This window comes from Aminobacter sp. MET-1, assembly GCF_026521175.1.
Taxonomy (GTDB): domain Bacteria; phylum Pseudomonadota; class Alphaproteobacteria; order Rhizobiales; family Rhizobiaceae; genus Aminobacter.
The window spans coordinates 338,410-364,665 of the sequence record NZ_JAMSHL010000002.1 but is presented as its reverse complement, the minus strand read 5'-3'; the positions used below and the strand labels follow the sequence as shown (position 1 = coordinate 364,665).

At 62.5% G+C, this 26,256-nt stretch carries 27 protein-coding genes and 1 tRNA gene; 9 read left to right on the top strand and 19 right to left on the bottom strand.

Translation table 11 applies throughout. The annotated features are described in order from the left end of the window. Positions 1-624, bottom strand: a complete 624-nt coding sequence (locus NDO48_RS04430; RefSeq protein ID WP_267320891.1) for a DUF6506 family protein — start codon at positions 622-624, stop codon at positions 1-3. 97 nt (positions 625-721) lie between these two features. Here NDO48_RS04430 and NDO48_RS04425 point away from each other — a divergent pair, with 97 nt between their 5' ends. Then, entirely contained in the window at positions 722-1,639 is a 918-nt protein-coding gene (locus tag NDO48_RS04425) for a LysR family transcriptional regulator (protein ID WP_267320890.1), read from the top strand. An 84-nt stretch (positions 1,640-1,723) separates the two neighbouring features. Here the strand turns inward: NDO48_RS04425 and tig are convergent, their stop codons facing one another. Further along, on the bottom strand, positions 1,724-3,184 hold the full coding sequence (tig, locus tag NDO48_RS04420; protein WP_267320937.1) for a trigger factor: 1,461 nt from the start codon (positions 3,182-3,184) through the stop codon (positions 1,724-1,726). A 341-nt stretch (positions 3,185-3,525) separates the two neighbouring features. On the opposite strand from tig, the gene NDO48_RS04415 reads away from it, so the two are divergent. From NDO48_RS04415 to NDO48_RS04405, 3 genes are all read left to right on the top strand, one after another. Then, positions 3,526-3,610: transfer RNA gene (locus NDO48_RS04415), tRNA-Leu, on the top strand. A gap of 67 nt (positions 3,611-3,677) precedes the next feature. Beyond that, on the top strand, positions 3,678-4,898 hold the full coding sequence (locus NDO48_RS04410) for a glycosyltransferase family 4 protein (protein WP_267320889.1): 1,221 nt from the start codon (positions 3,678-3,680) through the stop codon (positions 4,896-4,898). 86 nt (positions 4,899-4,984) lie between these two features. Continuing rightward, a complete protein-coding gene (locus tag NDO48_RS04405; protein ID WP_267320888.1) occupies positions 4,985-6,562 on the top strand; it encodes a glycosyltransferase in 1,578 nt (525 codons plus the stop codon). Positions 6,563-6,782: 220 nt separating this feature from the next. Here NDO48_RS04405 and NDO48_RS04400 read toward each other — a convergent pair whose 3' ends face one another. The 3 genes from NDO48_RS04400 to NDO48_RS04390 form a co-directional block, all read right to left on the bottom strand. Beyond that, positions 6,783-8,060 carry a glycosyltransferase family 4 protein gene (locus NDO48_RS04400; protein ID WP_267320887.1) on the bottom strand — a complete coding sequence of 426 codons (1,278 nt, stop codon included), beginning with the start codon at positions 8,058-8,060 and terminating at the stop codon, positions 6,783-6,785. Positions 8,061-8,145: 85 nt separating this feature from the next. Then, positions 8,146-8,727 (bottom strand): GDYXXLXY domain-containing protein, encoded by a 582-nt coding sequence (locus tag NDO48_RS04395; protein ID WP_267320886.1) that lies wholly within the window; start codon positions 8,725-8,727, stop codon positions 8,146-8,148. After that, positions 8,724-9,827 carry a DUF2157 domain-containing protein gene (locus tag NDO48_RS04390; RefSeq protein WP_267320885.1) on the bottom strand — a complete coding sequence of 368 codons (1,104 nt, stop codon included), beginning with the start codon at positions 9,825-9,827 and terminating at the stop codon, positions 8,724-8,726. The genes NDO48_RS04395 and NDO48_RS04390 overlap by 4 nt, the downstream gene beginning before the upstream one ends. 224 nt (positions 9,828-10,051) lie before the next feature. Here NDO48_RS04390 and NDO48_RS04385 point away from each other — a divergent pair, with 224 nt between their 5' ends. After that, positions 10,052-10,192, top strand: coding sequence for a DUF1127 domain-containing protein (locus NDO48_RS04385; protein ID WP_018427696.1), 141 nt, complete (start codon positions 10,052-10,054; stop codon positions 10,190-10,192). 51 nt (positions 10,193-10,243) lie between these two features. Further along, positions 10,244-10,384, top strand: coding sequence for a DUF1127 domain-containing protein (locus tag NDO48_RS04380; protein WP_018427695.1), 141 nt, complete (start codon positions 10,244-10,246; stop codon positions 10,382-10,384). A gap of 451 nt (positions 10,385-10,835) precedes the next feature. Here the strand turns inward: NDO48_RS04380 and NDO48_RS04375 are convergent, their stop codons facing one another. Then, positions 10,836-11,396, bottom strand: a complete 561-nt coding sequence (locus NDO48_RS04375) for a hypothetical protein (protein WP_323848085.1) — start codon at positions 11,394-11,396, stop codon at positions 10,836-10,838. 128 nt (positions 11,397-11,524) lie between these two features. On the opposite strand from NDO48_RS04375, the gene trmFO reads away from it, so the two are divergent. Together trmFO and NDO48_RS04365 are read left to right on the top strand one after the other, a co-directional pair. Continuing rightward, on the top strand, positions 11,525-12,934 hold the full coding sequence (gene trmFO, locus NDO48_RS04370; RefSeq protein WP_267320883.1) for a methylenetetrahydrofolate--tRNA-(uracil(54)-C(5))-methyltransferase (FADH(2)-oxidizing) TrmFO: 1,410 nt from the start codon (positions 11,525-11,527) through the stop codon (positions 12,932-12,934). Positions 12,935-12,944: 10 nt separating this feature from the next. After that, positions 12,945-13,466 (top strand): GNAT family N-acetyltransferase, encoded by a 522-nt coding sequence (locus NDO48_RS04365; protein ID WP_081623459.1) that lies wholly within the window; start codon positions 12,945-12,947, stop codon positions 13,464-13,466. Between the two features lie 21 nt (positions 13,467-13,487). On the opposite strand, the gene map is transcribed toward NDO48_RS04365, so the two are convergent. The 9 genes from map to yajC all read right to left on the bottom strand — a co-directional run bounded on the left by map (position 13,488) and on the right by yajC (position 20,859). Beyond that, entirely contained in the window at positions 13,488-14,267 is a 780-nt protein-coding gene (gene map / locus NDO48_RS04360) for a type I methionyl aminopeptidase (protein ID WP_018427691.1), read from the bottom strand. A gap of 1 nt (position 14,268) precedes the next feature. After that, positions 14,269-14,475, bottom strand: a complete 207-nt coding sequence (locus NDO48_RS04355; RefSeq protein ID WP_267320882.1) for a ParD-like family protein — start codon at positions 14,473-14,475, stop codon at positions 14,269-14,271. 65 nt (positions 14,476-14,540) lie between these two features. Further along, positions 14,541-15,170, bottom strand: a complete 630-nt coding sequence (locus NDO48_RS04350; protein WP_267320881.1) for an HAD-IA family hydrolase — start codon at positions 15,168-15,170, stop codon at positions 14,541-14,543. Positions 15,171-15,241: 71 nt separating this feature from the next. Next, a complete protein-coding gene (locus tag NDO48_RS04345; RefSeq protein WP_267320880.1) occupies positions 15,242-16,171 on the bottom strand; it encodes a sterol desaturase family protein in 930 nt (309 codons plus the stop codon). Next, positions 16,171-16,608 (bottom strand): hypothetical protein, encoded by a 438-nt coding sequence (locus NDO48_RS04340; RefSeq protein ID WP_267320879.1) that lies wholly within the window; start codon positions 16,606-16,608, stop codon positions 16,171-16,173. The genes NDO48_RS04345 and NDO48_RS04340 overlap by 1 nt, the downstream gene beginning before the upstream one ends. 83 nt (positions 16,609-16,691) lie before the next feature. Next, positions 16,692-17,516: a phytoene/squalene synthase family protein gene (locus tag NDO48_RS04335; protein ID WP_267320936.1), complete on the bottom strand. Its 825-nt coding sequence runs from the start codon at positions 17,514-17,516 to the stop codon at positions 16,692-16,694. Between the two features lies 1 nt (position 17,517). After that, positions 17,518-17,904, bottom strand: coding sequence for an Mth938-like domain-containing protein (locus NDO48_RS04330; RefSeq protein WP_267320878.1), 387 nt, complete (start codon positions 17,902-17,904; stop codon positions 17,518-17,520). 6 nt (positions 17,905-17,910) lie between these two features. Next, entirely contained in the window at positions 17,911-20,472 is a 2,562-nt protein-coding gene (secDF, locus tag NDO48_RS04325) for a protein translocase subunit SecDF (protein ID WP_267320877.1), read from the bottom strand. 48 nt (positions 20,473-20,520) lie between these two features. Further along, positions 20,521-20,859, bottom strand: coding sequence for a preprotein translocase subunit YajC (gene yajC / locus NDO48_RS04320; protein ID WP_018427683.1), 339 nt, complete (start codon positions 20,857-20,859; stop codon positions 20,521-20,523). Between the two features lie 177 nt (positions 20,860-21,036). On the opposite strand from yajC, the gene NDO48_RS04315 reads away from it, so the two are divergent. After that, positions 21,037-21,909 carry a DUF815 domain-containing protein gene (locus NDO48_RS04315; RefSeq protein WP_018427682.1) on the top strand — a complete coding sequence of 291 codons (873 nt, stop codon included), beginning with the start codon at positions 21,037-21,039 and terminating at the stop codon, positions 21,907-21,909. Between the two features lie 122 nt (positions 21,910-22,031). Here the strand turns inward: NDO48_RS04315 and NDO48_RS04310 are convergent, their stop codons facing one another. The 4 genes from NDO48_RS04310 to serS form a co-directional block, all read right to left on the bottom strand. Further along, a complete protein-coding gene (locus NDO48_RS04310) occupies positions 22,032-23,327 on the bottom strand; it encodes a M23 family metallopeptidase (RefSeq protein ID WP_267320876.1) in 1,296 nt (431 codons plus the stop codon). A 171-nt stretch (positions 23,328-23,498) separates the two neighbouring features. Further along, a complete protein-coding gene (locus NDO48_RS04305) occupies positions 23,499-24,152 on the bottom strand; it encodes a protein-L-isoaspartate(D-aspartate) O-methyltransferase (protein ID WP_018427680.1) in 654 nt (217 codons plus the stop codon). After that, positions 24,149-24,907: a 5'/3'-nucleotidase SurE gene (gene surE / locus NDO48_RS04300; protein WP_267320875.1), complete on the bottom strand. Its 759-nt coding sequence runs from the start codon at positions 24,905-24,907 to the stop codon at positions 24,149-24,151. The genes NDO48_RS04305 and surE overlap by 4 nt, the downstream gene beginning before the upstream one ends. A gap of 1 nt (position 24,908) precedes the next feature. Beyond that, the gene (gene serS / locus NDO48_RS04295; RefSeq protein WP_018427678.1) at positions 24,909-26,213 is read right to left on the bottom strand and encodes a serine--tRNA ligase; all 1,305 of its coding nucleotides are present in this window, start codon (positions 26,211-26,213) and stop codon (positions 24,909-24,911) included. Positions 26,214-26,256: the final 43 nt, after the last annotated feature.

Here is a 26,256-nt window from a genome sequence, read left to right as displayed (position 1 = left end):
TCAGACGCGGCTCAAGGCCTCGGCGCGCGGCGCATAACGCTCCAGCTGATCCAGTGTGAAACCACCGATACCGACAGGCGCGCGCCCGTCGACCACCTCGATGATGCGGCCCGCGCCGGCCGAGGTGAAGCCGCCATAGAGTTCGATCAGGCCATAACCTGCAGCAACAAGTTCCGCTGCCACATCTGCCCCCGTAGCCTCGTCGGGAACGGGTACGAATGTCGTCTCGAGCGGGGGAAATGTCTGCACGAAGCGGTCGCGCACCGCGTTCGCTCCCGGCTGGAGGATAATGAAAGCGGCCCTAGGCGGCACGCCCTTCAGATACGCCTCGTTGTAGGCCGCGGCGGCCGGCAGAGATTCAATGCCGAAGGCAACGGAACTGACCTTTACCCCATCGCCGACGACCGCCTCGACCCTGGGCCGCCAGGACGGCGATATGCCGCCGCACAGTTCGATCAGCCTGACGCCCTGAGACGCAAGTTCGCGGGCAACGCCAATGACCTCGCTTGAGGCACCAATAGGAACGATTGTCAGACGACCGCTTGGGTGCTCGCGGACGATCCGGTCCCTCCTGGCGTCCGCGCGTTCGGCTTCGTAGATCAGTGCCTTGTCGATGGTCTTCATCGTTCATTCCTCGTGATTGCAGGAGGAATGTGGTTGCGCAACCGATGCATGGGAGCTCTATAATTCAGACGAAACCGATCGAAGAGATCGAACCCCGATGCTTGACAGCCTCACCCTTGACCAGATGCGCACCTTCGTCGCCGTTGTCGAAAGCGGCAGCTTCCGCGCCGGTGCCGTCAAGCTGTCGCGTGTGCAGTCTGCCGTCAGCCACGCCATTGCCAACCTTGAGGCGGAGTTGCAGGTCAAGCTGTTTGACCGCAGCAATCGTAAGCCAGAGCTAACCGAACAGGGGTGCGTCCTGCTCGCCGACGCGCGCGCCATCCTCGTCAAGGTCGACGCCATGCGCGCCCGCGCCCGCGGACTTGGAAAAGGGCTGGAGTTGTCGTTGTCGGTTGCAGTCGACCCGCTTGTGCCTCTGCCACGGCTTGCGACAGTGCTCGAAGCGTTGCGCCAGCGCTACCCGTCAGTGGGGGTATCAGTGAAAACCCTGCCGCTTGCCTCGGCGCTGCATGCGCTCATCCAGAACGAATGCACGCTCGCAGTCACAAGCGATGCGTCGCGCGTCGATGCAATAGAATGCGAGTATCTGGCACCGCTGCCGCCATTCGTTGCCGTATGCGGCGCCTGCCATCCGCTCGCCTCACAATCTGCCAAATGGTCGGCAGAGCAACTGGCCGATTACATCCAGATCGTCGTCACGGACCCGTCACCGATGACCGCCGGCCGGGATTTCGGCGTGTTGTCGCCGGGGACCTGGCGGGTAAGCGACCTCGCCACGAAGCTGGCGCTCATCCGCGCCTGTACCGGCTGGGGCAACATGCCGCTCTGGATGGTCGAAGACGACCTGAAGTCCGGGCGGCTAGTCCGCGTCTCCGCGGCGGCGCTCGGCTCGACCTCGGAGACCGCCCTGACGGCATATCTTCTGTGGCGCATCGACACGCCACTCGGGTCTGCCGCGCGCCACCTCCGGGAGCTGTTGCTGGCAGCCTTCGCCAACATTGCCCGACCAGACTAGCTGGCAGGGTTACCGGAGGACGTATCAGCAAAAAGGCCGCCGGGTCGCCCCGACGGCCTTTTGTTCTTGCGAAGAAGCGCAGCCTTATTCGGCGTCGCCTCCCTTGGCCTTCTTCTTCGGAGCGGCCTTCTTCTTGGGCTCTTCGCCCTCTGCCTTTTCAGCCTTCTTGGCCGAAGCCTTCTTGGCCGGCTTCTCGGAACCTTCGTCCTCGTCCTCGGCGAGCAGCTCGTCCTTGGTCACCTTCTTGTCGGTGACGGAGATCTGCGACAGCAGGTGATCGACGACCTTCTCCTCGAACAGCGGCGCGCGCAGGTTGACGAGCGCCGACGGGTTGTTGCGGTAGAAGTCGAACACTTCCTGCTGCTGGCTGGCCGGATAGCGGCGAACCGTGTCGAACAGGCCGCGCTGCAGTTCCTCGTCGGAAACCGTCACGCCGGACTTCTCGCCGATCTCGGCGAGAACCAGACCCAGGCGCACGCGGCGCTCGGCCAGACGCTGGTATTCGGCGCGAGCCTCTTCTTCCGTCGTCTCTTCGTCGGCGAAGGTGCGGCCGGCAGCCTCGAGATCACGGCTGACCTGGTTCCAGATGTTGTTGAACTCGGCTTCGATCAGCTTCGAGGGAGCCTCGAACTTGTAGGTGCCGTCGAGCTGGTCGAGCAGCTGGCGCTTGACCTTCTGACGCGTCATGGCGCCGAACTGGTTCTCGAGCTGGCCGCGGACGATCTCGCGCAGCTTGTCGAGCGACTCGAGGCCGAGGTTCTTGGCCGTCTCGTCGTTGATCTCGAGCGCGCCGGGAGCTGCCACTTCCTTGACGGTGACGTCGAAGGTGGCTTCCTTGCCGGCGAGATGAGCTGCCTGATAATTCTCAGGGAAGGTCACGGTGACAAGCTTCTCGTCGCCAGCCTTGGCGCCGACCAGCTGGTCTTCGAAGCCCGGGATGAATTCCTTCGAGCCGAGCACCAGCGGCTGGTCACCGCCCGTGCCGCCGTCGAAGGCAACGCCGTCGATCTTGCCGACGTAGTCGATGGTGACGCGGTCACCGTCAGCGGCTTTGCCTGCCTTGGTCTCGAAGCTGCGTGCCGACTCGGCAATGCGCTTGACCTGCTCTTCGATCTCGTCTTCCGGCACGTCGTAGACCGGACGCGACACCTTGATGTCGGTGAAGTCCTTGATCTCGATGGCGGGGATGACTTCGTAGCTCAGCGAGAATTCGAAGTCGGCGCCGCCGGCGAGGATCTTCTCGGCTTCCTTCTCGTCCTCGGTCATCGTCACGTCAGGCTGCATTGCAGCCTTCTCGCCACGATCGGAAATGATCGTGCGGGCCGAGTCGGTCAGGATCTCGTTGACGACTTCGGCCATGAAGGACTTGCCGTACATCTTGCGCATGTGCTGCATCGGCACCTTGCCGGGACGGAAGCCGTTGATGCGGACCTTGTCCTTGGCATCCGAAAGCCGCTTCGCAAGGCGGGCTTCCATGTCGCCAGCGGGGACCGTGACCTTGATCTCGCGCTTGAGGCCGGAATTGAGCGTTTCGGTGACCTGCATCATCAAACCTTTGTTTTCACGTAAGGCGCGGCTCACGGCGTCCTGCCGTTCTGCCTGCCGGAATTCGTTTGCCGGGGATGGCTTCAAGTTCGCAAATCGGCCCCGGTTTCCGCCACTTGCGGCCCGGTTGTGCCGACACTCTCCGAAGGCCCCGATAAGCTTTTGTTTTTACTACTTCTTATCGCGTCTTTCGAGAGCGGGTTTTCGCGTCCCGTCATATTCGACAGGCCTTTTGTCACAGGCGGGGTGATTTTTCAACCATCTTCGCCGTTTCTCCCGGTTCCGCTCATTTCGATGCCGAGATTGACAGAATGATGGCGACATGGGATTGGCGGGCAGATGCGGATGTGGCGGAACTGGTAGACGCCCTGGATTTAGGTTCCAGTGCCGAGAGGCGTGTAGGTTCGACTCCTATCATCCGCACCATGTCGCCCTGCCCGGCGGACTGAAAATCTCTTGTAGAGAGTTGCCAGCCGTGCACGAAGTGACACCAATGACCGCCAACGCTACCGCCGACCGCCCCTTTGACAGCGGATCGCGCAGCATCGTCATCACCGCCGACCCTGCCTGGCCGCCGATCTCGGGCGGCGACCTGCGCAACTGGCAAAATGCCCGCGCACTGGCGAGCCGTGGGGACGTGCTACTCGCTTCCATCTACGAACACGTGTCGCCGTCATCGCCAGAGATCCCGCGCATCAGGGCAATTGGGCTCGCCAGCACAACGGAAAATAAAGCCGGACCACGTATTGCCAAGCGCCGGACACCGCTAGACAGCCGGATTTCCAAGATTGCGCTGGAGCGGCTGCTCAAGGAAATCCGTGCCTTGAGACCAGAAACCATCGTGGTCGAGGGCATTTCGCTCTTCGCTCTGCTCAAACATCTTCGGCCGCTTCCGGCAAAGCTGGTGCTGGACATGCACAACATCGAATCCGATGTTTCTCGCCAGGTAACCGGCAAGACCAGTTGGCTCATGGCATTGCTGTCCAAAAAGGGGCGCAATCCGCGCCGGCTACGGGAGATGGAGCTCGACGCCCTCCCACTCGTGGACAAGGTCTGGGTCTGCTCCGATCAAGATCGCGAGCGACTGCGGGCACTGTCGAATGACAAGACGACGGCCGACGTCGTGCCGAACGGCATTCCTCGCTTCGAGGACATTCCGGACAAGTTGCCTGAGCAGCCGCCGCGGATCGACGGCAAGCCGACGGTCCTGTTCGTAGGGCATCTCAACTATCGGCCGAATATCGATGCTGCCCAGAGGCTGGCCACCAGGGTTCTCCCTGGCCTACGTGAAGCATTGGGCGGCGCGCGTCTCGTCATTGCCGGCCGGGCGCCGCATCAAAGCCTCGCCGACCTTGCCAAGCTGCCCGACGTCGAACTTGTCGCCAGCCCTGAAAGCCTGAACGAGTTCTACCGCAGTTCCCATATGACTATTGTGCCTTTGACCAGTGGCGGCGGCACCAGGCTCAAGATCTTGGAAGCGATGGCGTGGGGACTACCGGTGGTCGCCACGCGCCTTGCTGCGGAAGGTCTCGACCTGATCGACGGCCTCGACATCGACTTTGGCGAAACAGACGACGAGCTGGTTGCCCGTGCCGTCTCCTTATGCGTCGATAATGATGAGCGCCAGCGCCGCCGACTTCGGGCAAGGAAAACCGTCGAGCAGCGGTTCAGCCCCAAGGCGATCGAAATGGCCATTCGGGCGAGCCTCGGATAGCCATTCAATCCATGTCACTTGATTAGCTCTCGCTTTCGATGCCAAGTAAGCGCGAACCGTAGAGCATTGAAATTGATTGGCATTGCATGGCGATCCCCAAACTTCTTCACCAGACGTGGAAGACAGGTGCGATCCCCGATAGATTTGCAAAATGGTCGAAAAGCTGGGGCAAACATAATCCCGGATGGCAGCAAATTCTCTGGAGCGACCGGATGCTCCTGGATTTCGTGGCCCAACACTATCCGCATCTTCTTTCGACCTATTGCTCATATCCGAGCGGCGTTCAGCGGGCGGACGCCGCCCGCTACATGCTGCTGCACCACTTCGGCGGCGTGTATGCCGACCTCGATTGTGAATGCATTCGCCCTTTCGACGATCTGCTCGGCGAGGACCGCATCGTCCTCTGCAAGGAGCCCGATGTTCACGCGCAGGACCAAATCGGGTTTCGCAACCTGCCTTACCTGCTGTTCAACGGGACGATGGCCAGCCCGCCCAGGCATCCGTTCTGGGCACACCTGATCGAGCAACTGCCAGCCAATCGAGACGCGCAGGAGGTGCTTGATTCCACCGGCCCCTGCCTGCTCACCGCAGCGCAGCTCAGTTTTCCCGACCAGAGCGCTTTCGCGATCCACCCAAGCTCGCTGTTTTCGCCGCTTGATCGCGACGGCGCAGGCACGGTCGAAAGCGGAGCCATTTCACCGACGCTTTCCGTGCATCACTGGGCGGGCACCTGGTGGACTCGAGACAAGAAACCTTCGATCTGGTCGCTTGTTCGACGTAGTTTCTACAAGGGCCGGCACCTCCTGACCAAAGGAGGCCAGTTGGACGCGGCCCTGGCGCAAGCCTCCGTCGACAAGGCCGCGCTGCAGGCTCCTCCGCCCACCGGCGCCAATATCGCGATCCTCGTGCCCCTGCGCGATGCCGCCGATCACATCGAACCCTTCATCGCTGCGCTGCAACGGCTCGAGCACGGCAAGGACCGGATCAAGCTCGTGTTCTGCGAAGGAGACAGCCTGGACGGAAGTTGGGAGAGGCTGGTGGCCGCCACCCTTCCCCTGAAACAGCAGTATCGGGACGTAGTTCTGTTGCGCAAATCCGTGGGAATCAAGCTCGATCGCAGCCAGCGCTGGAAGCCGAAGTTCCAACGTGCCCGCCGCGCCGGCATTGCCGCCGTTCGCAACCACCTTATCCAGCACGGCCTCGACGCCAGCGACGACTGGGCGCTATGGATGGACATCGACGTGTGGCGCTATTCGGCGGATATCATCGAAACGCTGACAACGGCCGGCGGTCGCATCGTCGCCCCCAACTGCACAACTTCGCTCGGCAGGGGGAGCTTCGATCTCAACAGCTTCGTGTCCGTGAGAGAGCAGCATGACCATCGCTACTACCGCTCGATGCGGAATGGTCTCTATCAGCCCCGCGTCAGCGACAGCCGTCGCCTCTATCTCAGCGACCTGCGCAATGTCGACAGCGTGAAGCTCGACGGCGTCGGCGGCGCCATGCTGCTGGTCGACGCCGCGCTCCACCGCGGCGGCCTCATTTTTCCGGAGGTTCCCTACAAATTCCTCATCGAGACAGAGGGGTTTGCCGCACTCGCCAAGGACCTTGGTGTCGTCCCAATCGGCCTGCCCAAAGTAGAAGTGCTGCACGTTCCGTGGTGACCCCTAGTACAGCAGCCTAGAACAATGTCTTGTCGCCGCCCATCAAGGTCTTGATCTGCTCACTGCCGTCGTTTGACGGCGCCGCCGTGATATCAAAGCTGTGGGTGCGCCTGTCCTGATCTATAGGGAGTCCCTCGCCTTGGGGCACATAAAAGCGCTCGGTGCGGAGCCGGACGTAGTCACCGCGCAAGAGGTAGCGGAATAGATCCGGTCGATCCATTCACAATGGGGCAGTGCCGCCTTCGCTTCGCAGCGCTGAAGCATAGACGTCCAGCACGGCGTCCACCTTGCGTTCCCAATCGAACTCGGCGCGCACGCGAAGCTGTGCCGCCTGCCCCATTGAAACCCTGAGTTCGGGCGAACTGGCGAGTTTCCGCAACGCCTCCGCCAGGCCGTCGATCAACGCATCGGGAGAACGCGGCGGCACAAGTATGCCGCACTCCGCGTTGAGGTAGTCCAGCGGCCCTCCCCAGGCAGTCGCGATCACCGGCTTGGAAAGCGCCATCGCCTCCAGGACCACGGCTCCTCCGCATTCATAGAGACTGGGAAGCACCAGAGCGTCTCGAGCGGCCAGGGCGTCGGCGCATTCCTTCTGGCTGAGCCATCCGGCGAAACGCACCTTGCCCACCCCCTCCTCCGAGGAAAGCAGGTCAAGCTCGCCAGCAAGCTTTTCCAGCCGCTCGCGAGCGTCCCCATCCCCCATGATCAGCAAGCTCATGGGCGCAAGCTCTTTGGCCCGCGCAAACGCCTGCAACAGGAGATCAACGGCCTTCCAGTCGACAAGACGCCCGGTGAAAACGAACCGTGTATGCGTAGGCCCCGACTGGTGATTTTGCCCGGTGGCCCCGCCCCACAGGGAAAAATCCACGCCATTCTCGCAGATCTCGATGACCTTGCCACCGAGGCCTGCCGGCAACGCCATGCGACTACGCTTGTTGGCGACCATGACCACGCTCGCCTGGCGCTTGCCGGGGATAAGCCGGTTCATCACATTGGTCATCGCCCGCGCCGCGGCTACGGCATAGTCCTCAAGCACGGAACTGCGATCACGGAACCCCGACGGAAACTCCATGCCGCCATTCAGGGGCCCAACGACGACCGGCGCTCCCAGGCGAAAGAGCATCGACGGCTCGCGCGGAGAAACAGGAATCGGCTGGTGCACGATCTGCACGCCTTCTTCCCGAACCAGACGGCGCGCTTCCTTGACCTGACGTCGCTGCGTCAGCAACCGCATCAGGTAGCCCGTCGAAAAATTGGCCACGCGCTGCGGAAGAAAGGCCCCAAGACGCCAGAGAAGACGGATTAGCGGCGTGTCCGGTGTGAATATCACCCGCGGATCATTGCCGAAGAGACCTTCAAGCTCTTCGCGCGTCCGCTCATGAACAACAAGCCAGACGTCGTAATTTCTGTCACGCAGGATGCGGAAATACTGCAACGGCAGAATGGCCTCACCGCCGAAACGGGCCGAAGCGTGCTCTGCAACAATAGCAATCTTCATTCTATGCAGACTTCTTTGGCAAAGCTGACAGAGGCCGATTTCATCCCGTTATTTCACACATCCCCGATATCAGGAAGGGAACAAGTCAATAAAGCGGTTCCTCGAAGAGCATCTTGTCTCCGTCCATCAAGGCTTTGATCTGCGCGCTGCCGTCCTTTGACAGCGCCACCTTAATGCCGAAGCTGCGGGTGCGGATGTCCTGCTCGATGGGGCGCCCCTCGCCCTCGGGCACGTAGAAGCGCTCGATGCCGTAGTCGACGCCTATGGTCGAGCCGGGCTCGGTGCTCCAGCCGCCTGAAACCTGGCCGACTATGTCGGCTTCATCCGGGCCAACAATCGTCGAGTCGGTGCCGAACCAGGCAGATTTTACACGCCAAAAGCCGTCAGCGTCCTTTTTCAGACGCACGACGATCGGCCCTTCCGCTGTCGTCGTTTCGCCCTGCTGCAGGTTTTCGATCATTTCCACGGGGATGCGGGAAATCTCGTAGCCGAGGCGTACATAGTCTCCGCGCAGAAGGTCGCGCGGGTCGACCGGCTCTACCTTGAGCAGCACTTCCTTGCCGTCGCGCAGGATGGCGGCTCGTCCGGCTATCATCCAGGACAGGAACCCGATCTGCGCAAGCGCCAGCACCACGGCAGCGATCAAAAGTCTCGAGCGCGGCATCATGCGATCCTCCCGTCAGTGGCCGGCTTCATGCGCCTCTCGATGCGAATGATCGCATAGGCGAGCACGGCAAGCGTGATCGCCGCGGCAAAGAAAAACCCGGCGGTGCCGAGCATGGTGCCAACGGTGGCGAGGTAGACGACCGCGAGCTCGAAGGCGAAGCCGAGATAGGCGACCCAACGCAAGGCGCGGCTCTCGCGCCCCAGGAAGATGATCGTTGCCGCGATGACAGCCAATGCCACGGCGGCGGCAATGACGAAGCCGTCGCCGTCGATCAGATCGATCTGCAAGATGCCCAGACCCGTCAGGAAACCGATCAGCCCATGCAGCGGCAAGCGCCCACCAAGCTGCACCACCCGCTCGACTGGTTCAGGCGCCAGTGCCGACGCGGCCAGCACCGCGGCAGATACCAGCGCCAGAACGAGGGAAACCTCGGTGGTGTTGAAATGCATGGCCAGCATCACGGCATAGAAGATGAGCGACAGCAGGATCAGGTGTCGCGCGGCCCGGCTTTGGGTCCATAGCGACAGCACCCAAAACGCCGCCATAAACGCCGGGAAGAGGTGCGGAAACTGTTCCTTGCGGAAAAACTCGAAGCCCTTGAGGGCCAGCCAGCTGTCGGCAATGCCCACAGCCGCCACTGTCAGGGCATTCGAGCGCAACACCGCTGCGGCAATTGCCGTGCCTATGCACCAGGTGACGACTGCCGAGGCCTCGTCGCCGGAGAAGTGATACATCTGGCCGATCAGGGCGATGGACCCGCCGAATGCGGCAGCGGCCACGAGCCACAGAGCCTCGCCAATGCCGCTATGCCCCTGGCCCTTGACCCATGCACCGCCGACATAGCCGGCGAAGACGACGGCGAACAGACCTGCAACCCTGGCAATGCGCGGGATCGTCTCCCAGTTGGCAGCGACAAGAATGAGAATGGCTGCGGCGAACAGAAGTGCCGCCATGATCGCCAGGATGGAGCCGAAATTGAGCCCGTTGCGCTCGTTGGTCTCGACATCGCGGACAAGTACGTCACCTGTCGTGCGGTCGAGCAACCCGTTTTCGACCCAGCGATCGATGTCTTTCTTCACCTTGGTGGCATAGCTCGCCATTTGGCCCCCTCTTCATTGCGCACTGCACGCTCGGCCCAAGCCGTTGTTCATCATGGCGAAATCTCGGCCACGCCACAATCATGACCAATCCGTAAATGCCTATTAATGCTGCATTGCACAAAACGCATTGCTGCCATGCGAGCATAGCGCTTCAATTTTAAGCAAGGGCATCCTATCTACGCCTCGTACACAGAAGAGCGAAAAAAGACGAACGGAAAACGAAGATGAACCTGATCCGCAATTACCGCAACTGGCGCCGCTACCGTGAGACTGTCTCCGAGCTGAGCCGCCTGTCGAACCGCGAACTGACCGACCTCGGCATCACCCGCAGCGACATCCACTTCGTCGCGCGTAAAGCCATCTAACTGAAACCGGGTCCGTGGGACCCAACTGTCCGAACCGAAAAGAGAACTAAAATGAACTTGCTCCGCACTTACCGCAACTGGCGTGCTTATCGCGAGACGGTGAACGAGCTTGGCCGTCTGTCGAACCGCCAGCTTGCCGATCTCGGCATCAATCGTGGCGAGATCCAGTCGATCGCCCGCCGCGCAATCTAATTCAGGCTTTCCGTCAGCGTCGACCTCCTCCCCGACCATGACGGATCCGGTCAGCTTCTTCCTCCCAATGAGCTGACCACCCTAACGCACCCACCGGATCCTCCTCCCCGGTGGGTGCCGTTAACTCCAGAGAGTTTCGTCCTCTCCAATTGACGAAAAGAATTTCGCCCGAGCCGACCTCCTCCCCGGCATAGGCGAATAGGTCAGCCTCCCTCCTCCTCCCAGAGGCTGACCAACCTTAACGCGCCCGCCGGTTTTCTCCTCCCTCCGGCGGGCGTCGTTTCCCCAGAGCTTCACCCTCTGAAATTGGTGAAGAGAATTTCGCCTGAACCGTCCTCCCCGGCGATGGCGAATAGGTCAGCCCCCTCCTCCTCCCTGAGGCTGGCCACTTAAACGACGCCCGCCGGTCCTCCCCCGGCGGGCGTTGTCGTTTCTGCTCTCCGACAAATGCCTAATTCAGCGCGCCGCTTTCAAGCACGCCACGCTGTTTCCACTGGCTGAGCGGAAAGACGTCAGGCGCGCCGCCCATCGGCGCATACCAGGAATCGACCACCCATCTCGTACCATCGGCAGCGCGAATAACCGCAGTCCAGTGCGGATAGCGGCCGTCGAGCAGGAAGCCGCGCGAGGCGCGGGCATCGACCTTGTGATACCTGAGCAGGCCTTTGCCCTGGAGGTAGCGCAGCAGCGCATCCGTATTCGTCGATTCGTCGACGCAATCCATCTGGCCACGGATCCTGGAGGCCCCGAACTCGGACCTCGGCTGGTCGCGAACACCGGTGACCTGCTGGGCACGCTTTTCGAAATAGCTGACCGCTCGCGAGACCGCTGCCCGTTCTGCCTGCGGCGAAGCTTTTCCCGTAGCCATGATGGCCGCGAACTTCCTGGCGTCGGCCGGACCGAGGTCGAGGCGCGAACGGAACGCGCAGCCATAGCCATGACAGATGTCGATGCGCGACGACGTTTGCGCTGCCGCCGGACCGACCTTCATGGGGATGAGAAGAATGCTCACGAGAAGCAGATGAAAGATTGTGTGCCTCGTCATCGACCCATCATAGAAGTTGTCCTTTGCCGCTCGCAACCCCTATGAAATGGCGGCAATCGTTGCATTCGCACAGCCAAGCGACTATTCCGGCGACCATGAGCACAAAACCCATTCACATCGTCGGCGGCGGTCTCGCCGGATCGGAAGCAGCTTGGCAGGTGGCGGAGGCCGGGGTGCCGGTCATCCTGCACGAAATGCGCGGGGTGCGCGGCACCGACGCACACAAGACCGACGGCCTGGCCGAACTAGTCTGCTCCAATTCGTTCCGTTCAGACGACGCCCAGACCAACGCCGTCGGGTTGCTGCATGCCGAAATGCGGCTTGCCAATTCGCTGATCATGTCATCAGGCGACGCCAATCAGGTTCCCGCCGGCGGCGCGCTTGCCGTCGATCGCGACGGCTTTTCCGATGCGGTCACGGCGCGCCTCGAAGCACATCCGCTGATCACGATCGTACGCGAAGAAATCACCGGGCTGCCGCCTGAAGACTGGGACCAGGCGATCATCGCCACCGGTCCGCTGACCGCGCCTTCCCTCGCCGAAGCAATCGCAGCCGGCACGTCGTCCGATGCGCTCGCCTTCTTCGACGCGATTGCACCGATCGTGCATTTCGATTCGATCGACATGAACACCTGCTGGTTCCAGTCGCGCTACGACAAGGTCGGCCCCGGCGGCACCGGCAAGGACTACATCAACTGCCCGATGGACAAGGAGCAGTACGACGCCTTCATTCAGGCCCTGATGGACGGCCAGAAGACCGAGTTCAAGGAATGGGAAGGCACACCCTATTTCGACGGCTGCCTGCCGATCGAAGTGATGGCCGAGCGCGGGCCGGAAACGCTGCGCCATGGCCCGATGAAGCCGATGGGCCTGACCAACGCACACAACCCCGAGGTCAAAGCCTATGCTGTGGTGCAGTTGCGCCAGGACAATGCGCTGGGCACGCTCTACAACATGGTCGGCTTCCAGACGAAGCTGAAGCATGCCGAACAGGTGCGCATCTTCCGCACGATCCCAGGCATGGAAAACGCCGAATTCGCTCGCCTCGGCGGCCTGCACCGCAATACCTATCTCAATTCGCCGACGCTGCTCGACCCAACGCTGCAGCTGCGTTCGCGCCCCGGCCTGCGTTTTGCCGGCCAGATCACCGGCTGCGAAGGTTATGTCGAAAGTGCCGCCATCGGCCTGCTGGCCGGCCGCTTCGCCGCGGCCGAACGCCTTGGCCATCAGATGACGCCGCCGCCTGTGACCACGGCCTTCGGAGCGCTGCTCAACCACATCACCGGTGGCCACCTCGTCTCCCACGACGAGCCCGGCAAGCGCTCGTTCCAGCCGATGAATGTCAATTTCGGCCTCTTCCCCGAGATCGAGGCGCCGAAGGTCGACGGCAAGCGCCTGCGCGGCAAGGAAAAGACCGTTGCCAAGAAAAAGGCGATGACCGGCCGCGCTTTGGCCGATTGCCGTGCATGGCTTGGCCTCGCACCGGCTGCCCAGGCTGCCGAGTGAGCGTCGGGCCATGGCGCTCCCTGAAACGCCACGGCTGATCCTGAGAGAAATGGATCGCGGCGATGCTGCCGCGATCCTGTCGGTCTTCGCCGACGATTATGCTCGTCGCTTCTATCCTGAGATGATCAGCGAGGCGGCCGCCGTCGAATGGATCGAGCGCAACCGCGACCGCTACGAACGCGACGGCTTCGGCCTGTGGGCGATCGTCGAGCGCGCGAGCGGAGCCTTGGTCGGCGATTGCGGCCCGACCTGGCAGGATGCTGGCGGCACGCGCGTGCTCGAAATCGGCTATCACATCGCGCCGCTATGGCGCGGGCGCGGCTTTGCGCTGGAGGCGGCACGCGCCGCCATGGCCTTTGGCTTTGCCGAAACCGACGAACCGCTGATCGGTTCGATCGTCGCCACCGACAACACCTCGTCGGCAAGCGTAGCGCGGCGCCTGCATCGCGACGTCCGCAACTACGTCAATTCGCGCGGGCTGGATCGTTTTTTGTTCTTCACCACGCGTGACCAGTTCTCGGCAAACGCCTGAGCGACAGCCGAAGACCGACTGTTACACCGCGCGCTCGTGCACAGGCCGTTCGTCGCGGCGCAGGGTGAGAACCTCGACGCCGGTCGCCGTGACGGCCACCGTATGCTCGAACTGGGCAGAAAGCTTGCGGTCCTTGGTGACGACAGTCCATCCGTCGTCCTCGGTCGAGACCCTGCGAGTGCCCTGGTTGACCATCGGCTCGACCGTAAAGACCATACCCTCGCGCAGCTTCATGCCCGCACCCGGCCGCCCAAAGTTGAGTACCTGCGGCTCCTCATGCATCTCGCGGCCAATGCCATGGCCGCAATATTCTCGCACGACGGAATAGCCGTTCTTCTTGGCATGTCGTTCGATGGCCGCACCGATGTCGCCCAGATGCGCTCCGGGCCGAACCTGCCTTATGCCTTTCCACATCGCTTCCTGGGCTACCCGCACAAGCCGCTTCGCGGCGGTCGAGGCATTGCCGACCAGGTAGGTCTTGCTCGAATCGGCGATGAAGCCATCCTTTTCGAGCGTGATGTCGAAATTGATGATGTCGCCGTCACGGATGATCTCACCGGGATCGGGCACGCCATGGCAGACGACGTGATTGATCGAGCAGTGCAGGACATATTTGAAGCCATATTGGCCCTTGCTCGCAGGGCGGGCGGCGAGGTCCACTGAAATGAAACGGTCGACCAGGTCGTTGACCTGCAATGTCGACATGCCTGCGAGTTCCTGCTCGTCCAGCATCTCGAAGACTGACGCCAACATCCTGCCCGATGTACGCATGAGCGCCAGCTCGTCCGGGGTCTTGACCATGTCAGGCGACCGCCAGATCCGGAACCTGCACTTTGGCCGCCGTGAACTGCATCTTGACGATGTCGTTGAAGGACAAAGTCGGATTGGCCTCAGCCAGCATGCCGACCTTCATCCAGAACTCGGCCTGCGCATTGATGGATCGGCACATCACCGCGCTGGCGCGGCGGGCCTCCTCATGCAGGTCGTCGTCGATTTTCACGATGCCCATGAACGCCTCTCAAAACTAAATATACGGACCATATATGCTTCGTATATAACCCAGTCAATCGAAGGCTAGGCCGTCAGCTTTGCGACCAGATCGGCATAGTCGTCAAAAACCAGTTCGGGCCCCAGGGCGCGCAAGGCGGCACCCGTGTTGTAGCCAAAGGTAACCGCGCCGGCAGCGATGCCGGCGCCACGGGCCGCTTCGACGTCGCGAACTTCGTCCCCGATCGCGATCGTGCGTCGCTGGTCGACCCCCAGAGACTTGATGACGGCCTTGAACTTGGCGCTCTTGCCCCAGAGGGAAGCACCGCAACGGAAATGGCTCACGTGAGCCGCAGCGGGGCCAAGCGTGTGGCGAATGGTGTCTTCGCCATTGGAGCTGACGATGGCGATCTTGATGTCGCTAGCGACCAGACTGGCAAGCATCGGTTCAACACCGGGAAAAAGCGCCACGGCGTCGCGGCTTTCCGCGCTCAGCTTGCGCATATGCATGGCAATTGCCGGCATCCTCCACATGGGAACGCCAAGACGGGCTACGATCTCGCGCGTGCCTGCCGCACGAAGGTCGTCGATCTCGTCCTCGACAACCTCGCGGAAACCGAACTGCCGCGCAGTTTGATTGAGAACCGAACGGAACCACGGAAAGCTGTCGGCCAGCGTTCCATCGTAGTCGAAGATTGCGAGAGAGAAGGACGGCATCGGGCCACAGCTGTAAATACCTGCCGTCAGTGCCTCAGTGTCGTTCCTGCGTCAATCTGCGGCCAATACCCCTATCTTGGAAGACCCGGTTTGCCCGCCTCGCCGGGATTACGCCTGACATAGGCGGCCTTCAGGCTTTCCGAGGTCTCGCGCGAACCGTCATGGCTCCAGCCTGGCGGCATGAAAAGATAGCCAAGGCGCTGGCGCAGGCTGAGCCCGGGTGCAAACGCGTCCCTGAACATGCCGATCCACTCGTGGAACGCTACCTTAACCGGATTGAAGGTGCCGATGTTGTGGACGATGCCGTAGCGCGGCAGGTCCTCAGCCCGCTCCTCGACGAACGTGCCGAACATGCGGTCCCAGATGATCAGCGTGCCGGCGAAATTGGCGTCCAGATAGCGCGGGTTGGTGGCGTGATGCACCCGGTGGTGCGAGGGTGTGTTGAAGATGAACTCGAACCAGCCCCACATCCGGCCGATGGTCTCGGTGTGGATCCAGAACTGCCAGACGAGGTTGAAGCCGAAGACGAAGGCGATCACAGCCGGATGAAGCCCCAGCAGCACCAACGGCACCTGAAGCACGAACATGCCGGTGAAGAGCCCGGTCCAGCTCTGCCGCAGCGCCGTCGACAGATTGTAGTGCTGGCTCGAGTGGTGGTTGATGTGTTCGGCCCATACCCAGCGCACGCGGTGAGCAATGCGGTGGTACCAGTAGTAGCGCAGGTCATCGAGCAGGAAGGCTGCGACAAACACCCAGATCGACAGACCGAGGTCGAAAAACCTGAATTGCCAGACCCAGAGCAGCGCCGCGTAGGACACGACACCGAGCAGCAGGCCGGCCACGACATTGCCTGTGCCCATCATCAGGCTAGTCAGCGTATCACGCGTCTCGAAGGCGCCCTTGGCGCGGCCGGTGCGGACCAGCCACAGCTCGATCAAGATCGCGGCCACGAAGAACGGAATCGCCAGTTCCGTGACCTTGGGAAAGTCGTAGCTCTGCATCAGGCTTTCTCCCTGGCGACTGTCGCGCCGCTAGTTCCTGAAAGTGCGGCCATGACCGCGTCCGCTGCCTCGCTGCCGGCGAAGCGGAAATCTCCACCCTTCCAGGTGAAATCGTGCAACTGAAGCGACACCGTCCGGTCATCGGGCGCGCCCAGCGCCGCAATATCCGCCCTGGTCACAACGCGCGTGAGATATTTGTCGCCGATACTGCTGACGATGCCGACAGTGCCGTCGTCGAGCAGCAAGAGAGCCGAGGATGCGTCTTCGGTCAGGAACACCGCCTTCGCTGTCACCTCTGGATAATCGGTGGCGAAGCGCTGCAGCGCCTGGCTCGCTCCCGACAACGAGGCCCGGGCGCTTCCGCCGCTGAGATGCACGGCAGCGACCACGGCGGCTATGCCGACGACGACAATCACCACCAGAACTGGCAGGCTCATGATACCAAACTTCCTCCCGAAACCGCCCAAACGAGCGATTTCGCAGGCAGACTAGCATCGTTGACGTTTACGTCAACGACAGTCTAACGCCATCCGCGAGAGGCAACCGAAAACATCTGGATATGCTTGCGGATGGACGACATGCTGTCCTTGCCGCGTTCGATCCCGGCGAGATAGGCAGATGTCAGCGCCAGAGGCAGGAAGGCCGGCCGCAAGGACTGTGGCAGCGACTTGGCGTGACGTTCAAATGAGGCCAGATGCTCGCGCGCCAGGGCGGTCATCGCCTGAACGGCAACGGCAGACCTTGGGTCGTTGGCGCCGGCAATGAACTCTTCGGGCGTCATCCCGGCAGCCGCAAGAACATCGCGCGGCACATAGCACTGGCCGCGCGACCGGTGGATCGGCAGCAAGCGCAAAAGGCCTGACATCGCCTGGGCGCAGCCGGCATGTCCGGCGAGCTCTGCATGTGCGGGTGCCGCATCGCCGTCCAGAACCATCGCTGCCAGTTGGATCACGGCGGAGGCGGTTTCGCCGCAATAGCCCTCGAGATCGGTGCGCGACGGCATTGGGTCGTCATAGAGATCGAAGATGCGTGCTTCGAGATAACTGTCGAAAGCGCTCAGAGGCAGGCGATGCTTGGCGATTGCGGCGACGAGCGCCTGGGCGACGGGATGGCCGGAACCGGCCCGCGGATCGCCTGCGGCAATCGCGTCGCGCCACCATTGCAGCCTGATCTCGCCGGGCATTGGATCGCTGATGCGGTCGCGGATGGAAGCGATCTCGGCATTGAAGGCATAGAGTGCAAAAAGCGCGTCGCGCTTGTCTTCGGGCGCGTAGAGCACGGACAGATAGCGATCGCGGTCGGCGCCGCGAACCATCTCGGCCAGTGTCTGCGTCCCCTCGCCCACCTTAGTCGACGGCAATGAAGGCGGCGGCCACGGCGCGATCTTCCGCCAGAAGCACGTTGTAGGTGCGCACCGCAGCGCCCGTGGACATCGGGTCGGCAGAGATGCGGACGTCCTTGAGGGCCGTGCGCAGCTCAGCCGGAAGCGGCCTCAGGTCCTTGCCGGTGCCGACCAGCAGGATTTCCACCTTGCCGGCCTCAGATATCACCTTGGCGAAATCCGCCGGCTTCAGCGCCAGCGGATCGGCTGGTTCCCAGCCATAGATGCCCGACGGCAGGCACAGGATCGAGCCGCGATGCGACATGTCAGCGAAGCGGAAGCCGCCGTCGCCATAAGCGTCGACGGGAGCCCGCCCCGGGAAATGGGCCTCGCGCATGATCAGCCCTGCCATGGCCGGTTACGACTTGGTCGGCTGGGCGCCGGCCGGCACAGCCGGCTTGCCCTTGTCATCGGCATCGGCGCCTTCGGGCCGCAGCTTGAACAGGATCAGCAGCGGACCGGCGACGAAGATCGACGAATAGGTGCCCACGACGATACCGAAGATCATCGCCAGCGTGAACGAGCGGATGACCTCGCCGCCGAACAGATACAGCGCAATCAGGGCCAGCAGCGTCGTCACGCCGGTCAGCACGGTACGCGACAGCGTCTGGTTCATCGACAGGTTCAGAAGCTGCTCGATCGGCATCTTCTTGTACTTGCGCAGGTTTTCGCGGACGCGGTCATAGACGACGACCGTGTCGTTGATCGAGTAGCCGACGATCGTCAGGATCGCCGCGATACTGGTCAGGTTGAACTCGATGCCTGTCACGACATAGAGCCCCACCATCATGGTCACGTCGTGCACGGTTGCGATGATCGCGCCCAGGCCGAACTGCCATTCGAAGCGGAACCAGATGTAGATCAGCATTGCGCCCATGGCGGCGAGCACGCCGAGCGTGCCGTACCAGGCCAGTTCGCTCGAGACGGTCGGGCCGACTGATTCCACGCGGCGGAATTCGTAGTCGTTGGCGAGTTCGCCACGCACCTTCTCCACCACGCTCTGCTCGGCGTTGTCGCCGGCCTTCTGGCCCTCGACACGGATCAGCAGGTTGCTGTCGCTGCCGAATTCCTGGACCTGAACGTCGCCGATGTTGAGCTCGTTGAGCCGACCGCGAACGTCGGCGGAACTCGCGGCACCGCTCTTGGCCTGAACTTCGATGCTGGTGCCGCCGCGGAAGTCGATGCCGTAGTTCATCTCTATGGAGAAGAACAGGACAGCAGCAGCAATGGACGCAGCTGCCGACAGACCGAAGGCATAGCGGCGCCAGCCCATGAACGGATAGTTGGTGTTGTCAGGAACGAAGCGCACGAAGCCCTTGGGCAGTTCCTTAGGCTTGGCGCGGCGCAACCAGAGCGCCACCAGCCAGCGTGTCAGGGTGAAGGCCGTAAAGACGGTCGTCACGATGCCGATGGCCAGCGTGACGGCAAAGCCGCGTACCGGGCCCGAGCCCAGGTAGAACAGGATGATCGCGGCGATGAAGGTCGTGAAGTTGGCGTCGACGATTGTCGCCAGGGCCCTCGCGAAGCCCTGGTCGAGCGACTGGACAAGCGATCGCCCGAGTTGTCGCTCTTCGCGGACGCGCTCGTAGATGATGACGTTGGAGTCCACCGCCATGCCGACGGTCAGCACGATACCGGCAATGCCGGGCATGGTCAGCGTCGCCCCGAGCAGCGACAGGATGGCGATGATCAGCGCCACGTTGGCGGCGAGTGCGATGTTGGCGATGACACCGAGCGTTCCATAGGCGATCAGCATGAAGCCGACGACGAGGATACCGGCGATCGTGGCGGCGAACTTGCCCGCGGCGATCGAGTCGGCGCCGAGGCTCGGACCGACGGTGCGTTCTTCGACGATGGTCAGGTCGGCGGGCAGTGCGCCGGCGCGCAGCAGCACGGCGAGGTCGTTGGCGCTCTGCGCCGTGAAGCTGCCCGAAATCTGACCCGAGCCGCCGAGGATCGGCTCGTTGATGCGCGGCGCCGAGATCACCTGGTTGTCGAGGATGATGGCGAAGAGGCGGCCAACGCTCTGCTGGGTCGCCTGGCCGAAGCGTGAGGCGCCCTTGCCGTCGAAGCGGAAGGACACGACCGGTTCGTTGGTGCGCTGGTCGAAGGTCGCCTGCGCATCGACGAGGTTTTCACCCGAAACGATGACGCGGTTTTCGATCAGGTAGGGAACGGGCGGATCGTCCTGCGAATACATGACAGTCGAACCCGCCGGCGGACGCCCCTGCACGGCTTCCTGGGCCGACATGGTCTGGTCGACCATCTGGAAGGTCAGCTTGGCGGTCTTGCCGAGAATTTCCTTGAGGCGTGTCGGGTCCTGCAGACCCGGGACCTGGACGAGGATGCGGTCGGCGCCGGCGCGCTGGATGATCGGCTCGGTGGTGCCGAGTTCGTTGACGCGGCGGCCGACGACTTCGATCGACTGGGTCACGGCATTGCTGACGCGATAGTCGATGCCTTCGTCGGTCAGCGTGTAGCGCAGCAGGCCGGCCTCCGGCTCATCGAGCGTCAGCTCGTGCACCGCGCCGCCGCCGAACATGCCTGATGAGACCGGCTGCGTCAGTGAGGCAAGTGCGGTCTTGGCGGCTTCAAGCTCGGCTTGATCGCTGATGCGGACCTGGATCGTCTTGCCGGTGCCGGTGAGGCCCGTATAGCCGATCTTGGCATCGCGCAGCATGGTGCGGATGTCGTCGCGGGTCGCCTGCAGGCGTTCGTCGACGAGATCCTGGCGATTGACCGCAAGCAGAATATGCGAGCCGCCCTGAAGGTCGAGGCCAAGCGTCAACGAGCGCTTGGGAAACCACCCTGGAAGCGAATCGAGCTGGGATTGGGTCAGCAGGTTCGGGACAGTGAAGAGTACCCCGAGGAGCACGACGGCCCAGATCGAGAAGGTCTTCCAGCGCGAGAAGTAGAGCATTTGGCCTCGTCCGTTAAGGCGTGAAGGTGTATTCCGCCTTGAGTACGGTTACTTCTTGGCGTTCTGGTTGGCGATCGGCTCGCCCTTGACCCGAACGTCAGAGATGGTAGCGCGCAGCGCCGTCACCTTGACGCCATTGCCCAGATCGACCTCGAGTTCGTTATCGTCGATGACCTTCGTCACCTTGCCGACGAAACCGCCGCCGGTCACGACCGTGTCGCCGCGACGGATCGCAGAGAGCATCTCGCCACGCTTCTTGAGCTGGGTGCGCTGCGGGCGAATGATGAGAAAATACATGATCACGAAGATCAGCACAAATGGCAGAATGCTGACGAGAACGTCGGGCGTGGCCCCCGTGGCCTGTGCGTATGCCGGCGTTACGAACATGAATGTCTCCTGAGAAGTGTCGGGACGCCGCACATCGGCCCCCCGGAAATGTGCGCGGAATATAGTCGCTAAAGCCACCAATGCAACTGCGCTTGGCCCAAGCAGCTGCGCTTTTCCGCGCATTGCGAGCATGTTACAGCGGCGGCGCAATTGAATTACCGCAAGGGAATGACTGAAATGGACAAGACGATCGAAGCTCTGACCCAAAAGCTCGACCTTCTGATCGCAACAGTTGCCCGTCTCGCGCCGCCGACCGTGCAGCCGACGGACCTGACTGTGGCCGACTGTTTCGTCTGGGCTGCCGACCCTGGCTACCTCGAGCCGGTACAGCGCGTGAACCGCGTCGACATCGGCCTGATCAAGGGTGTCGACCGCGTCCGTGACATCCTCGTCGACAACACCGAGCGTTTCGCCGCCGGCCTACCCGCCAACAACGTGCTGCTTTGGGGCGCACGCGGCATGGGCAAGTCGTCGCTGGTGAAGGCCGCGCACGCCACCATAAACGCCTCAGGCAAATACGAGACGCCGCTGAAGCTGATCGAGATCCACCGCGAGGACATCGACACGCTGCCGAAGCTCATGAACCAGCTCAAGGCAGCGCCCTATCGCTTTGTGCTCTTCTGCGACGATCTTTCCTTCGATCACGACGACACGTCCTACAAGTCGTTGAAGGCAGCGCTAGAAGGCGGTGTCGAAGGACGGCCGGCCAACGTCATCTTCTATGCGACATCGAACCGTAGGCATCTGTTGCCCCGCGACATGATCGACAACGAACGCTCTACTGCGATCAATCCGTCCGAGGCGGTCGAAGAAAAGGTGTCCCTGTCCGACCGCTTCGGCCTGTGGCTCGGTTTCCACAAATGCTCGCAGGACGAGTATCTGGAAATGATCAACGGTTATGCCCGCTACCATGGGCTCGACGGCGATACGGACGCCTTGCGCGCCGAAGCGCTCGAATGGGCAACGACGCGCGGCAGCCGCTCGGGTCGTGTCGCCTGGCAGTTCATCCAGGATCTCGCCGGCCGCCTCGGCAAGCCACTCAAGGACTGAGCCCGTCAAAGTCAGCCACAAACGAAAACGCCCGCCCCTGGACGGGACGGGCGAATCTGGCGGGCTGCTGGAGGTCAGTGCGCCCGCATCGGCCCGCAGGCCGATGCGCAATCTGCGACCTGCTATTCGAGGTACGTGCTCGGATCGACCGGCGACGAATTCTTGCGCACTTCGAAGTGAAGCTTCGGCTGGTCGGTTGAACCGCTCATGCCGGACAACGCAATCTCGTCGCCACGCTTTACCTTCTGGCCGCGCTGCACCTTGATGGAACTTGCGTGACCGTAGACGGTGACGAGGCCATTGTCGTGGCGCACCAGAACTGTGTTGCCGAACTCCTTGAGGCCATCACCGGCATAGATGACGACGCCGTTCTCGGCAGCCTTGACCGGCGTGCCTTCCGGCACGGAGATGTCGATGCCGTCGTTCGACTTGCCGCCACCCTTGCCATAGGTCGAGACCACGCGACCGCGAACCGGCCAGCGCATGCGATCGATGCCCGTCGAATTCGGCGCTGCTTCGGACGTCGCCTCGGCCTGGGCTGCGAGGCTGTCCTTCTTCGGCGGCGTGTAGGATGCAACTGTCGGCGCGTCGGCGGCAGGCTTGGCCGGAGCCACTGCCGGCTTGGCAGGTGTCGCAGCACTCGTCGTGACCGGATCCACGGCAACCGGAGCAGCCTTGGCGACCGTGGTCGTTGCAGCACTGCCGGCCGGAACCTTCAGCGTCTGGCCGATGCGGATGCGACCGTCCTGCAGGCCATTGGCCTGCTTGAGGGCTGCGGTGCTGACGCCGAGCTTGCCAGCGATGCGGTTCAGCGTGTCGCCTTCTGCCACCTTGTAGGTGCCGGCACCGGCCTTGTCGTTGTTACCGGCGGACGCGTCTAGCTGTGCGGCAGCGCCGCTCTCCTTGGCCTTCGGCGTGTTCGGCAGCACCGCGACCTTGTCCGAGGACAGCGGCAGGTTTGCCGGCTGCGGCTTCTTGCCGTTGGCGCCGGGCACCTTCAGGACGTTCTCGGCCTGGGCGACCTGGGCAGGAGCCGGCTGCACGCTGCGGTCGACGACAGGTGCAAGCGCGGGAGCCTGCGCGGCCTGGACCGGAGCCGGAGCCATGGTGGGAGCGGGCGATGCAGGTGCAGGCAGAGGCTGCGACGAAACCGGCTGCAGGCTGCCGCGGCTCACCGAACCGGAGTTCGAAGCGACAAGCGGAGCGGCTGCCTGGCGATCGCCAGGATAGGCCTGCGCCTGCTGCTGATTGATGATCTGCTGCTGATTAGGCGTCGACGCAGTGAAGATGTCATCGATTCCGCCACCGCCGAATCGCGCCACCCCCGAACTGCAACCGGCAGCCATGCCGGCCACCACAAGAACGGCGCCGCCACGCGCCAGTGAGCGTCCATTCGCCTTCAAAATACTGAAACGCATCGCAATGACCCGCGCTTTACCCGATACCAACTGACCATGATTAAAGCGCGTTAATGTTACTGGCCGGTTAAGGAGAACAAATAAATCAGCAGCTTCGTTAGGGAGTGCAAAAGCACTGCCGGCCGCAGGCAACGCGGACCGAGCAACGTCGGGAAAAGCTTGCGGAATAGCCTAAAGGACGGCGGCCACGCCGCGTGCCAGCGGCTGCATGCGCACCGCACCGAGATCTTCGCGCTCGAAGCGGCTGCCGACCTTGGTCAGCTTGCACAGCACCTGCTCGCCCTCTTCTGGGCCGATCGCGGCGATCATCGTGCCGCCGCTGGCGAGTTGGTCGACAAAGACGCGAGGATGGCTGTCGAAGGCTGCCCAGACGACGATTCGGTCGAACGGCCCCTCGCCCGGCAGTCCGTTCGACGCATCGGCCTGGCGCACGAAGGCGTTGGCGATGCCGAGCGTCTCGAAGCGCAGGCGCGCCTGCTCGGTCAGAGTCTTGAAACGATCGACGGTGACGACGCGCGCGGCAAGCCGGGCCATAACGGCCGCCGTGTAACCGGACCCGGTCCCCACCTCGAGCACGCGGTTGCCGGAATCGACATTCAGCGCGGCGATCACCGCCGCCTGGAGATCGGCGCCTTCGATCGCCTCGCCGCATTCGATAGGCAACATGCGGTCCGACCAGGCGAGATGCTGGAAATGACCATCGATGAAGTCGCGTCGCGGCGTCGCCTCGAAGGCGGCGATCAGGCTCTTCGGAACGATACCGCGCCCACGCAGGCGAAGAAGAAAGGCGGCGAAGCCTTCACGGTCGTCCGACATCATGTTCATGCGATTGCCTTGGCCAATTGATCGCGCAGCTCATGCGCCGTCATGTCGAGCTTGAGCGGCGTCACCGAAATCTGCTTGTTGCGGACGGCATGGAGGTCCGTGCCCGGCTTGAGCTCCGGCTCGTCGCGGCCAAAGCGCAGCCAGTAGTAAGGCAGGCTGCGGCCGTCGCGGCGCTCCTCGACCCAGATGCCATAAGACAACTTGCCCTGGCTGGCGACGACGGGGCCGGTCACCTCTTCGGGTGGGCAGTTCGGGAAATTGACGTTGAGCAGGACGCCGATCGGCAGCTCGGTCGCGATCAGCTTGCGCAGCAGTGCCGGCGCCAGCGCCTCGGCCGTCTCATAGGGCACGATGCGCTCGTCGTCCTGGTAAATGTAAGCTTGGCTGAGCGCGATCGACCGGATGCCGATCAGCGCGCCTTCCATGGCACCGGCGACAGTGCCCGAATAGGTCACGTCGTCGGCAACGTTCAGCCCCGAATTGATGCCGGACAATATCAGGTCCGGCGGCTCGGGCAGAATCTTGCGCGCGCCCATAATGACGCAGTCGGTCGGCGTGCCGTTCACTGCGTAGTGCTTGTCGCTGATCTTGCGCAGCCGCAGCGGTTCCGAAATCGACAGCGAATGCGCATAACCCGACTGGTCGGTCTCTGGCGCCACCACCCAGACGTCATCAGACAGCTGGTTGGCGATGCGCTCCAGGACAGCCAGCCCCTCGGCGTGGATGCCGTCGTCGTTGGTCAGTAGAATGCGCATGTCACTTCGCTTCGATCTTGGCCAAGCCACCCATGTAAGGGCGCAGCACTTCAGGAATGGTTACGCTGCCGTCCTCGTTCTGGTAGTTTTCCATGACGGCAATCAGCGCGCGGCCGACGGCGACGCCGGAGCCGTTGAGCGTATGGACGAAGCGCGTGCCCTTCTCTTCCTTGGGGCGATAGCGCGCATCCATGCGGCGGGCCTGGAAATCGCCACAGACCGAGCAGGACGAAATCTCGCGATAGGTGTTCTGGCCTGGCAGCCAAACCTCGATGTCATGGGTCTTGCGGGCGCCAAAACCCATGTCTCCGGTGCACAGCACCACGGTGCGGAACGGCAGGCCGAGGCGCTTCAGCACCTCTTCGGCGCATTCGGTCATACGCTCGTGCTCGGCCAGCGCGCTTTCAGGATCGACGATCGAAACCAGCTCGACCTTGTAGAACTGATGCTGGCGCAGCATGCCACGTGTGTCGCGGCCCGACGATCCGGCCTCAGAACGGAAGCACGGCGTCAACGCCGTCATGCGCAGCGGCAGCTGTTCGTTGCCCAGAATTTCCTCGCGCACCAGATTGGTCAGCGGCACCTCGGCGGTGGGGATCAGACCGAGACGGCTGTCGCCATGCGGCACGAAGAACAGATCTTCCTCGAACTTCGGCAGCTGGTTGGTACCGAACAGCACCTCGTCGCGCACCAGAAGCGGCGGCTGAACCTCGGTATAACCGTGTTCTGACGTGTGCAGGTCGAGCATGAACTGGCCGAGCGCACGCTCAAGCCGCGCCAACTGGCCCTTGAGCACGGTGAAACGCGAGCCCGACAGTTTTGCCGCACGCTCGAAATCCATCAGGCCAAGGGCCTCGCCGATCTCGAAATGCTCCTTTACCCAATTCGGGCGCTGCTGCACGGTGCCGACCTTGCGCAGCTCGACATTGTCGGTTTCGTCCTTGCCGACCGGCACACCTTCGAGCGGTATGTTGGGGATCACGGCCAGCGCTTCATCAAGAGCCTTGTCGAGGTCGCGTTCTCGCCCCTCGCCATCCTGGATGAAGCCTTTGATCTCGGCAACTTCGGCTTTCAGCTTTTCGGCAAGCGCGGAATCACCATTGCGCATGGCGTTTCCGATCTCTTTCGACGCAGCATTGCGGCGCTCCTGCGCCTCCTGCAACTTCGACACATGGGCGCGCCGCGCCTCGTCCTTCGCGACCAGGTCCTCGACCGTCGATCGTGCCGCATCCGCCGACTGATTGCGCTTCACCAGCGCTTCGATCAGAGCTTCAGGGTTCTCACGAATCCATTTGATATCAAGCATTTAAAAGGTTCCGGTCGCGGCAGTTTGTCGAAACGACCGCGAC

Excerpts from the sequence above, each read along its gene's own strand:
- NDO48_RS04430 (WP_267320891.1), bottom strand. The coding sequence starts at position 624 with ATGAAGACCATCGACAAGGCACTGATCTACGAAGCCGAACGCGCGGAC.
- NDO48_RS04425 (WP_267320890.1), top strand. The coding sequence starts at position 722 with ATGCTTGACAGCCTCACCCTTGACCAGATGCGCACCTTCGTCGCCGTT.
- tig (WP_267320937.1), bottom strand. The coding sequence starts at position 3,184 with ATGCAGGTCACCGAAACGCTCAATTCCGGCCTCAAGCGCGAGATCAAG.
- NDO48_RS04410 (WP_267320889.1), top strand. The coding sequence starts at position 3,678 with ATGACCGCCAACGCTACCGCCGACCGCCCCTTTGACAGCGGATCGCGC.
- NDO48_RS04405 (WP_267320888.1), top strand. The coding sequence starts at position 4,985 with ATGGCGATCCCCAAACTTCTTCACCAGACGTGGAAGACAGGTGCGATC.
- NDO48_RS04400 (WP_267320887.1), bottom strand. The coding sequence starts at position 8,060 with ATGAAGATTGCTATTGTTGCAGAGCACGCTTCGGCCCGTTTCGGCGGT.
- NDO48_RS04395 (WP_267320886.1), bottom strand. The coding sequence starts at position 8,727 with ATGATGCCGCGCTCGAGACTTTTGATCGCTGCCGTGGTGCTGGCGCTT.
- NDO48_RS04390 (WP_267320885.1), bottom strand. The coding sequence starts at position 9,827 with ATGGCGAGCTATGCCACCAAGGTGAAGAAAGACATCGATCGCTGGGTC.
- NDO48_RS04385 (WP_018427696.1), top strand. The coding sequence starts at position 10,052 with ATGAACCTGATCCGCAATTACCGCAACTGGCGCCGCTACCGTGAGACT.
- NDO48_RS04380 (WP_018427695.1), top strand. The coding sequence starts at position 10,244 with ATGAACTTGCTCCGCACTTACCGCAACTGGCGTGCTTATCGCGAGACG.
- trmFO (WP_267320883.1), top strand. The coding sequence starts at position 11,525 with ATGAGCACAAAACCCATTCACATCGTCGGCGGCGGTCTCGCCGGATCG.
- NDO48_RS04365 (WP_081623459.1), top strand. The coding sequence starts at position 12,945 with ATGGCGCTCCCTGAAACGCCACGGCTGATCCTGAGAGAAATGGATCGC.
- map (WP_018427691.1), bottom strand. The coding sequence starts at position 14,267 with ATGGTCAAGACCCCGGACGAGCTGGCGCTCATGCGTACATCGGGCAGG.
- NDO48_RS04355 (WP_267320882.1), bottom strand. The coding sequence starts at position 14,475 with ATGGGCATCGTGAAAATCGACGACGACCTGCATGAGGAGGCCCGCCGC.
- NDO48_RS04350 (WP_267320881.1), bottom strand. The coding sequence starts at position 15,170 with ATGCCGTCCTTCTCTCTCGCAATCTTCGACTACGATGGAACGCTGGCC.
- NDO48_RS04345 (WP_267320880.1), bottom strand. The coding sequence starts at position 16,171 with ATGCAGAGCTACGACTTTCCCAAGGTCACGGAACTGGCGATTCCGTTC.
- NDO48_RS04340 (WP_267320879.1), bottom strand. The coding sequence starts at position 16,608 with ATGAGCCTGCCAGTTCTGGTGGTGATTGTCGTCGTCGGCATAGCCGCC.
- NDO48_RS04330 (WP_267320878.1), bottom strand. The coding sequence starts at position 17,904 with ATGGCAGGGCTGATCATGCGCGAGGCCCATTTCCCGGGGCGGGCTCCC.
- secDF (WP_267320877.1), bottom strand. The coding sequence starts at position 20,472 with ATGCTCTACTTCTCGCGCTGGAAGACCTTCTCGATCTGGGCCGTCGTG.
- yajC (WP_018427683.1), bottom strand. The coding sequence starts at position 20,859 with ATGTTCGTAACGCCGGCATACGCACAGGCCACGGGGGCCACGCCCGAC.
- NDO48_RS04315 (WP_018427682.1), top strand. The coding sequence starts at position 21,037 with ATGGACAAGACGATCGAAGCTCTGACCCAAAAGCTCGACCTTCTGATC.
- NDO48_RS04310 (WP_267320876.1), bottom strand. The coding sequence starts at position 23,327 with ATGCGTTTCAGTATTTTGAAGGCGAATGGACGCTCACTGGCGCGTGGC.
- NDO48_RS04305 (WP_018427680.1), bottom strand. The coding sequence starts at position 24,152 with ATGAACATGATGTCGGACGACCGTGAAGGCTTCGCCGCCTTTCTTCTT.
- surE (WP_267320875.1), bottom strand. The coding sequence starts at position 24,907 with ATGCGCATTCTACTGACCAACGACGACGGCATCCACGCCGAGGGGCTG.
- serS (WP_018427678.1), bottom strand. The coding sequence starts at position 26,213 with ATGCTTGATATCAAATGGATTCGTGAGAACCCTGAAGCTCTGATCGAA.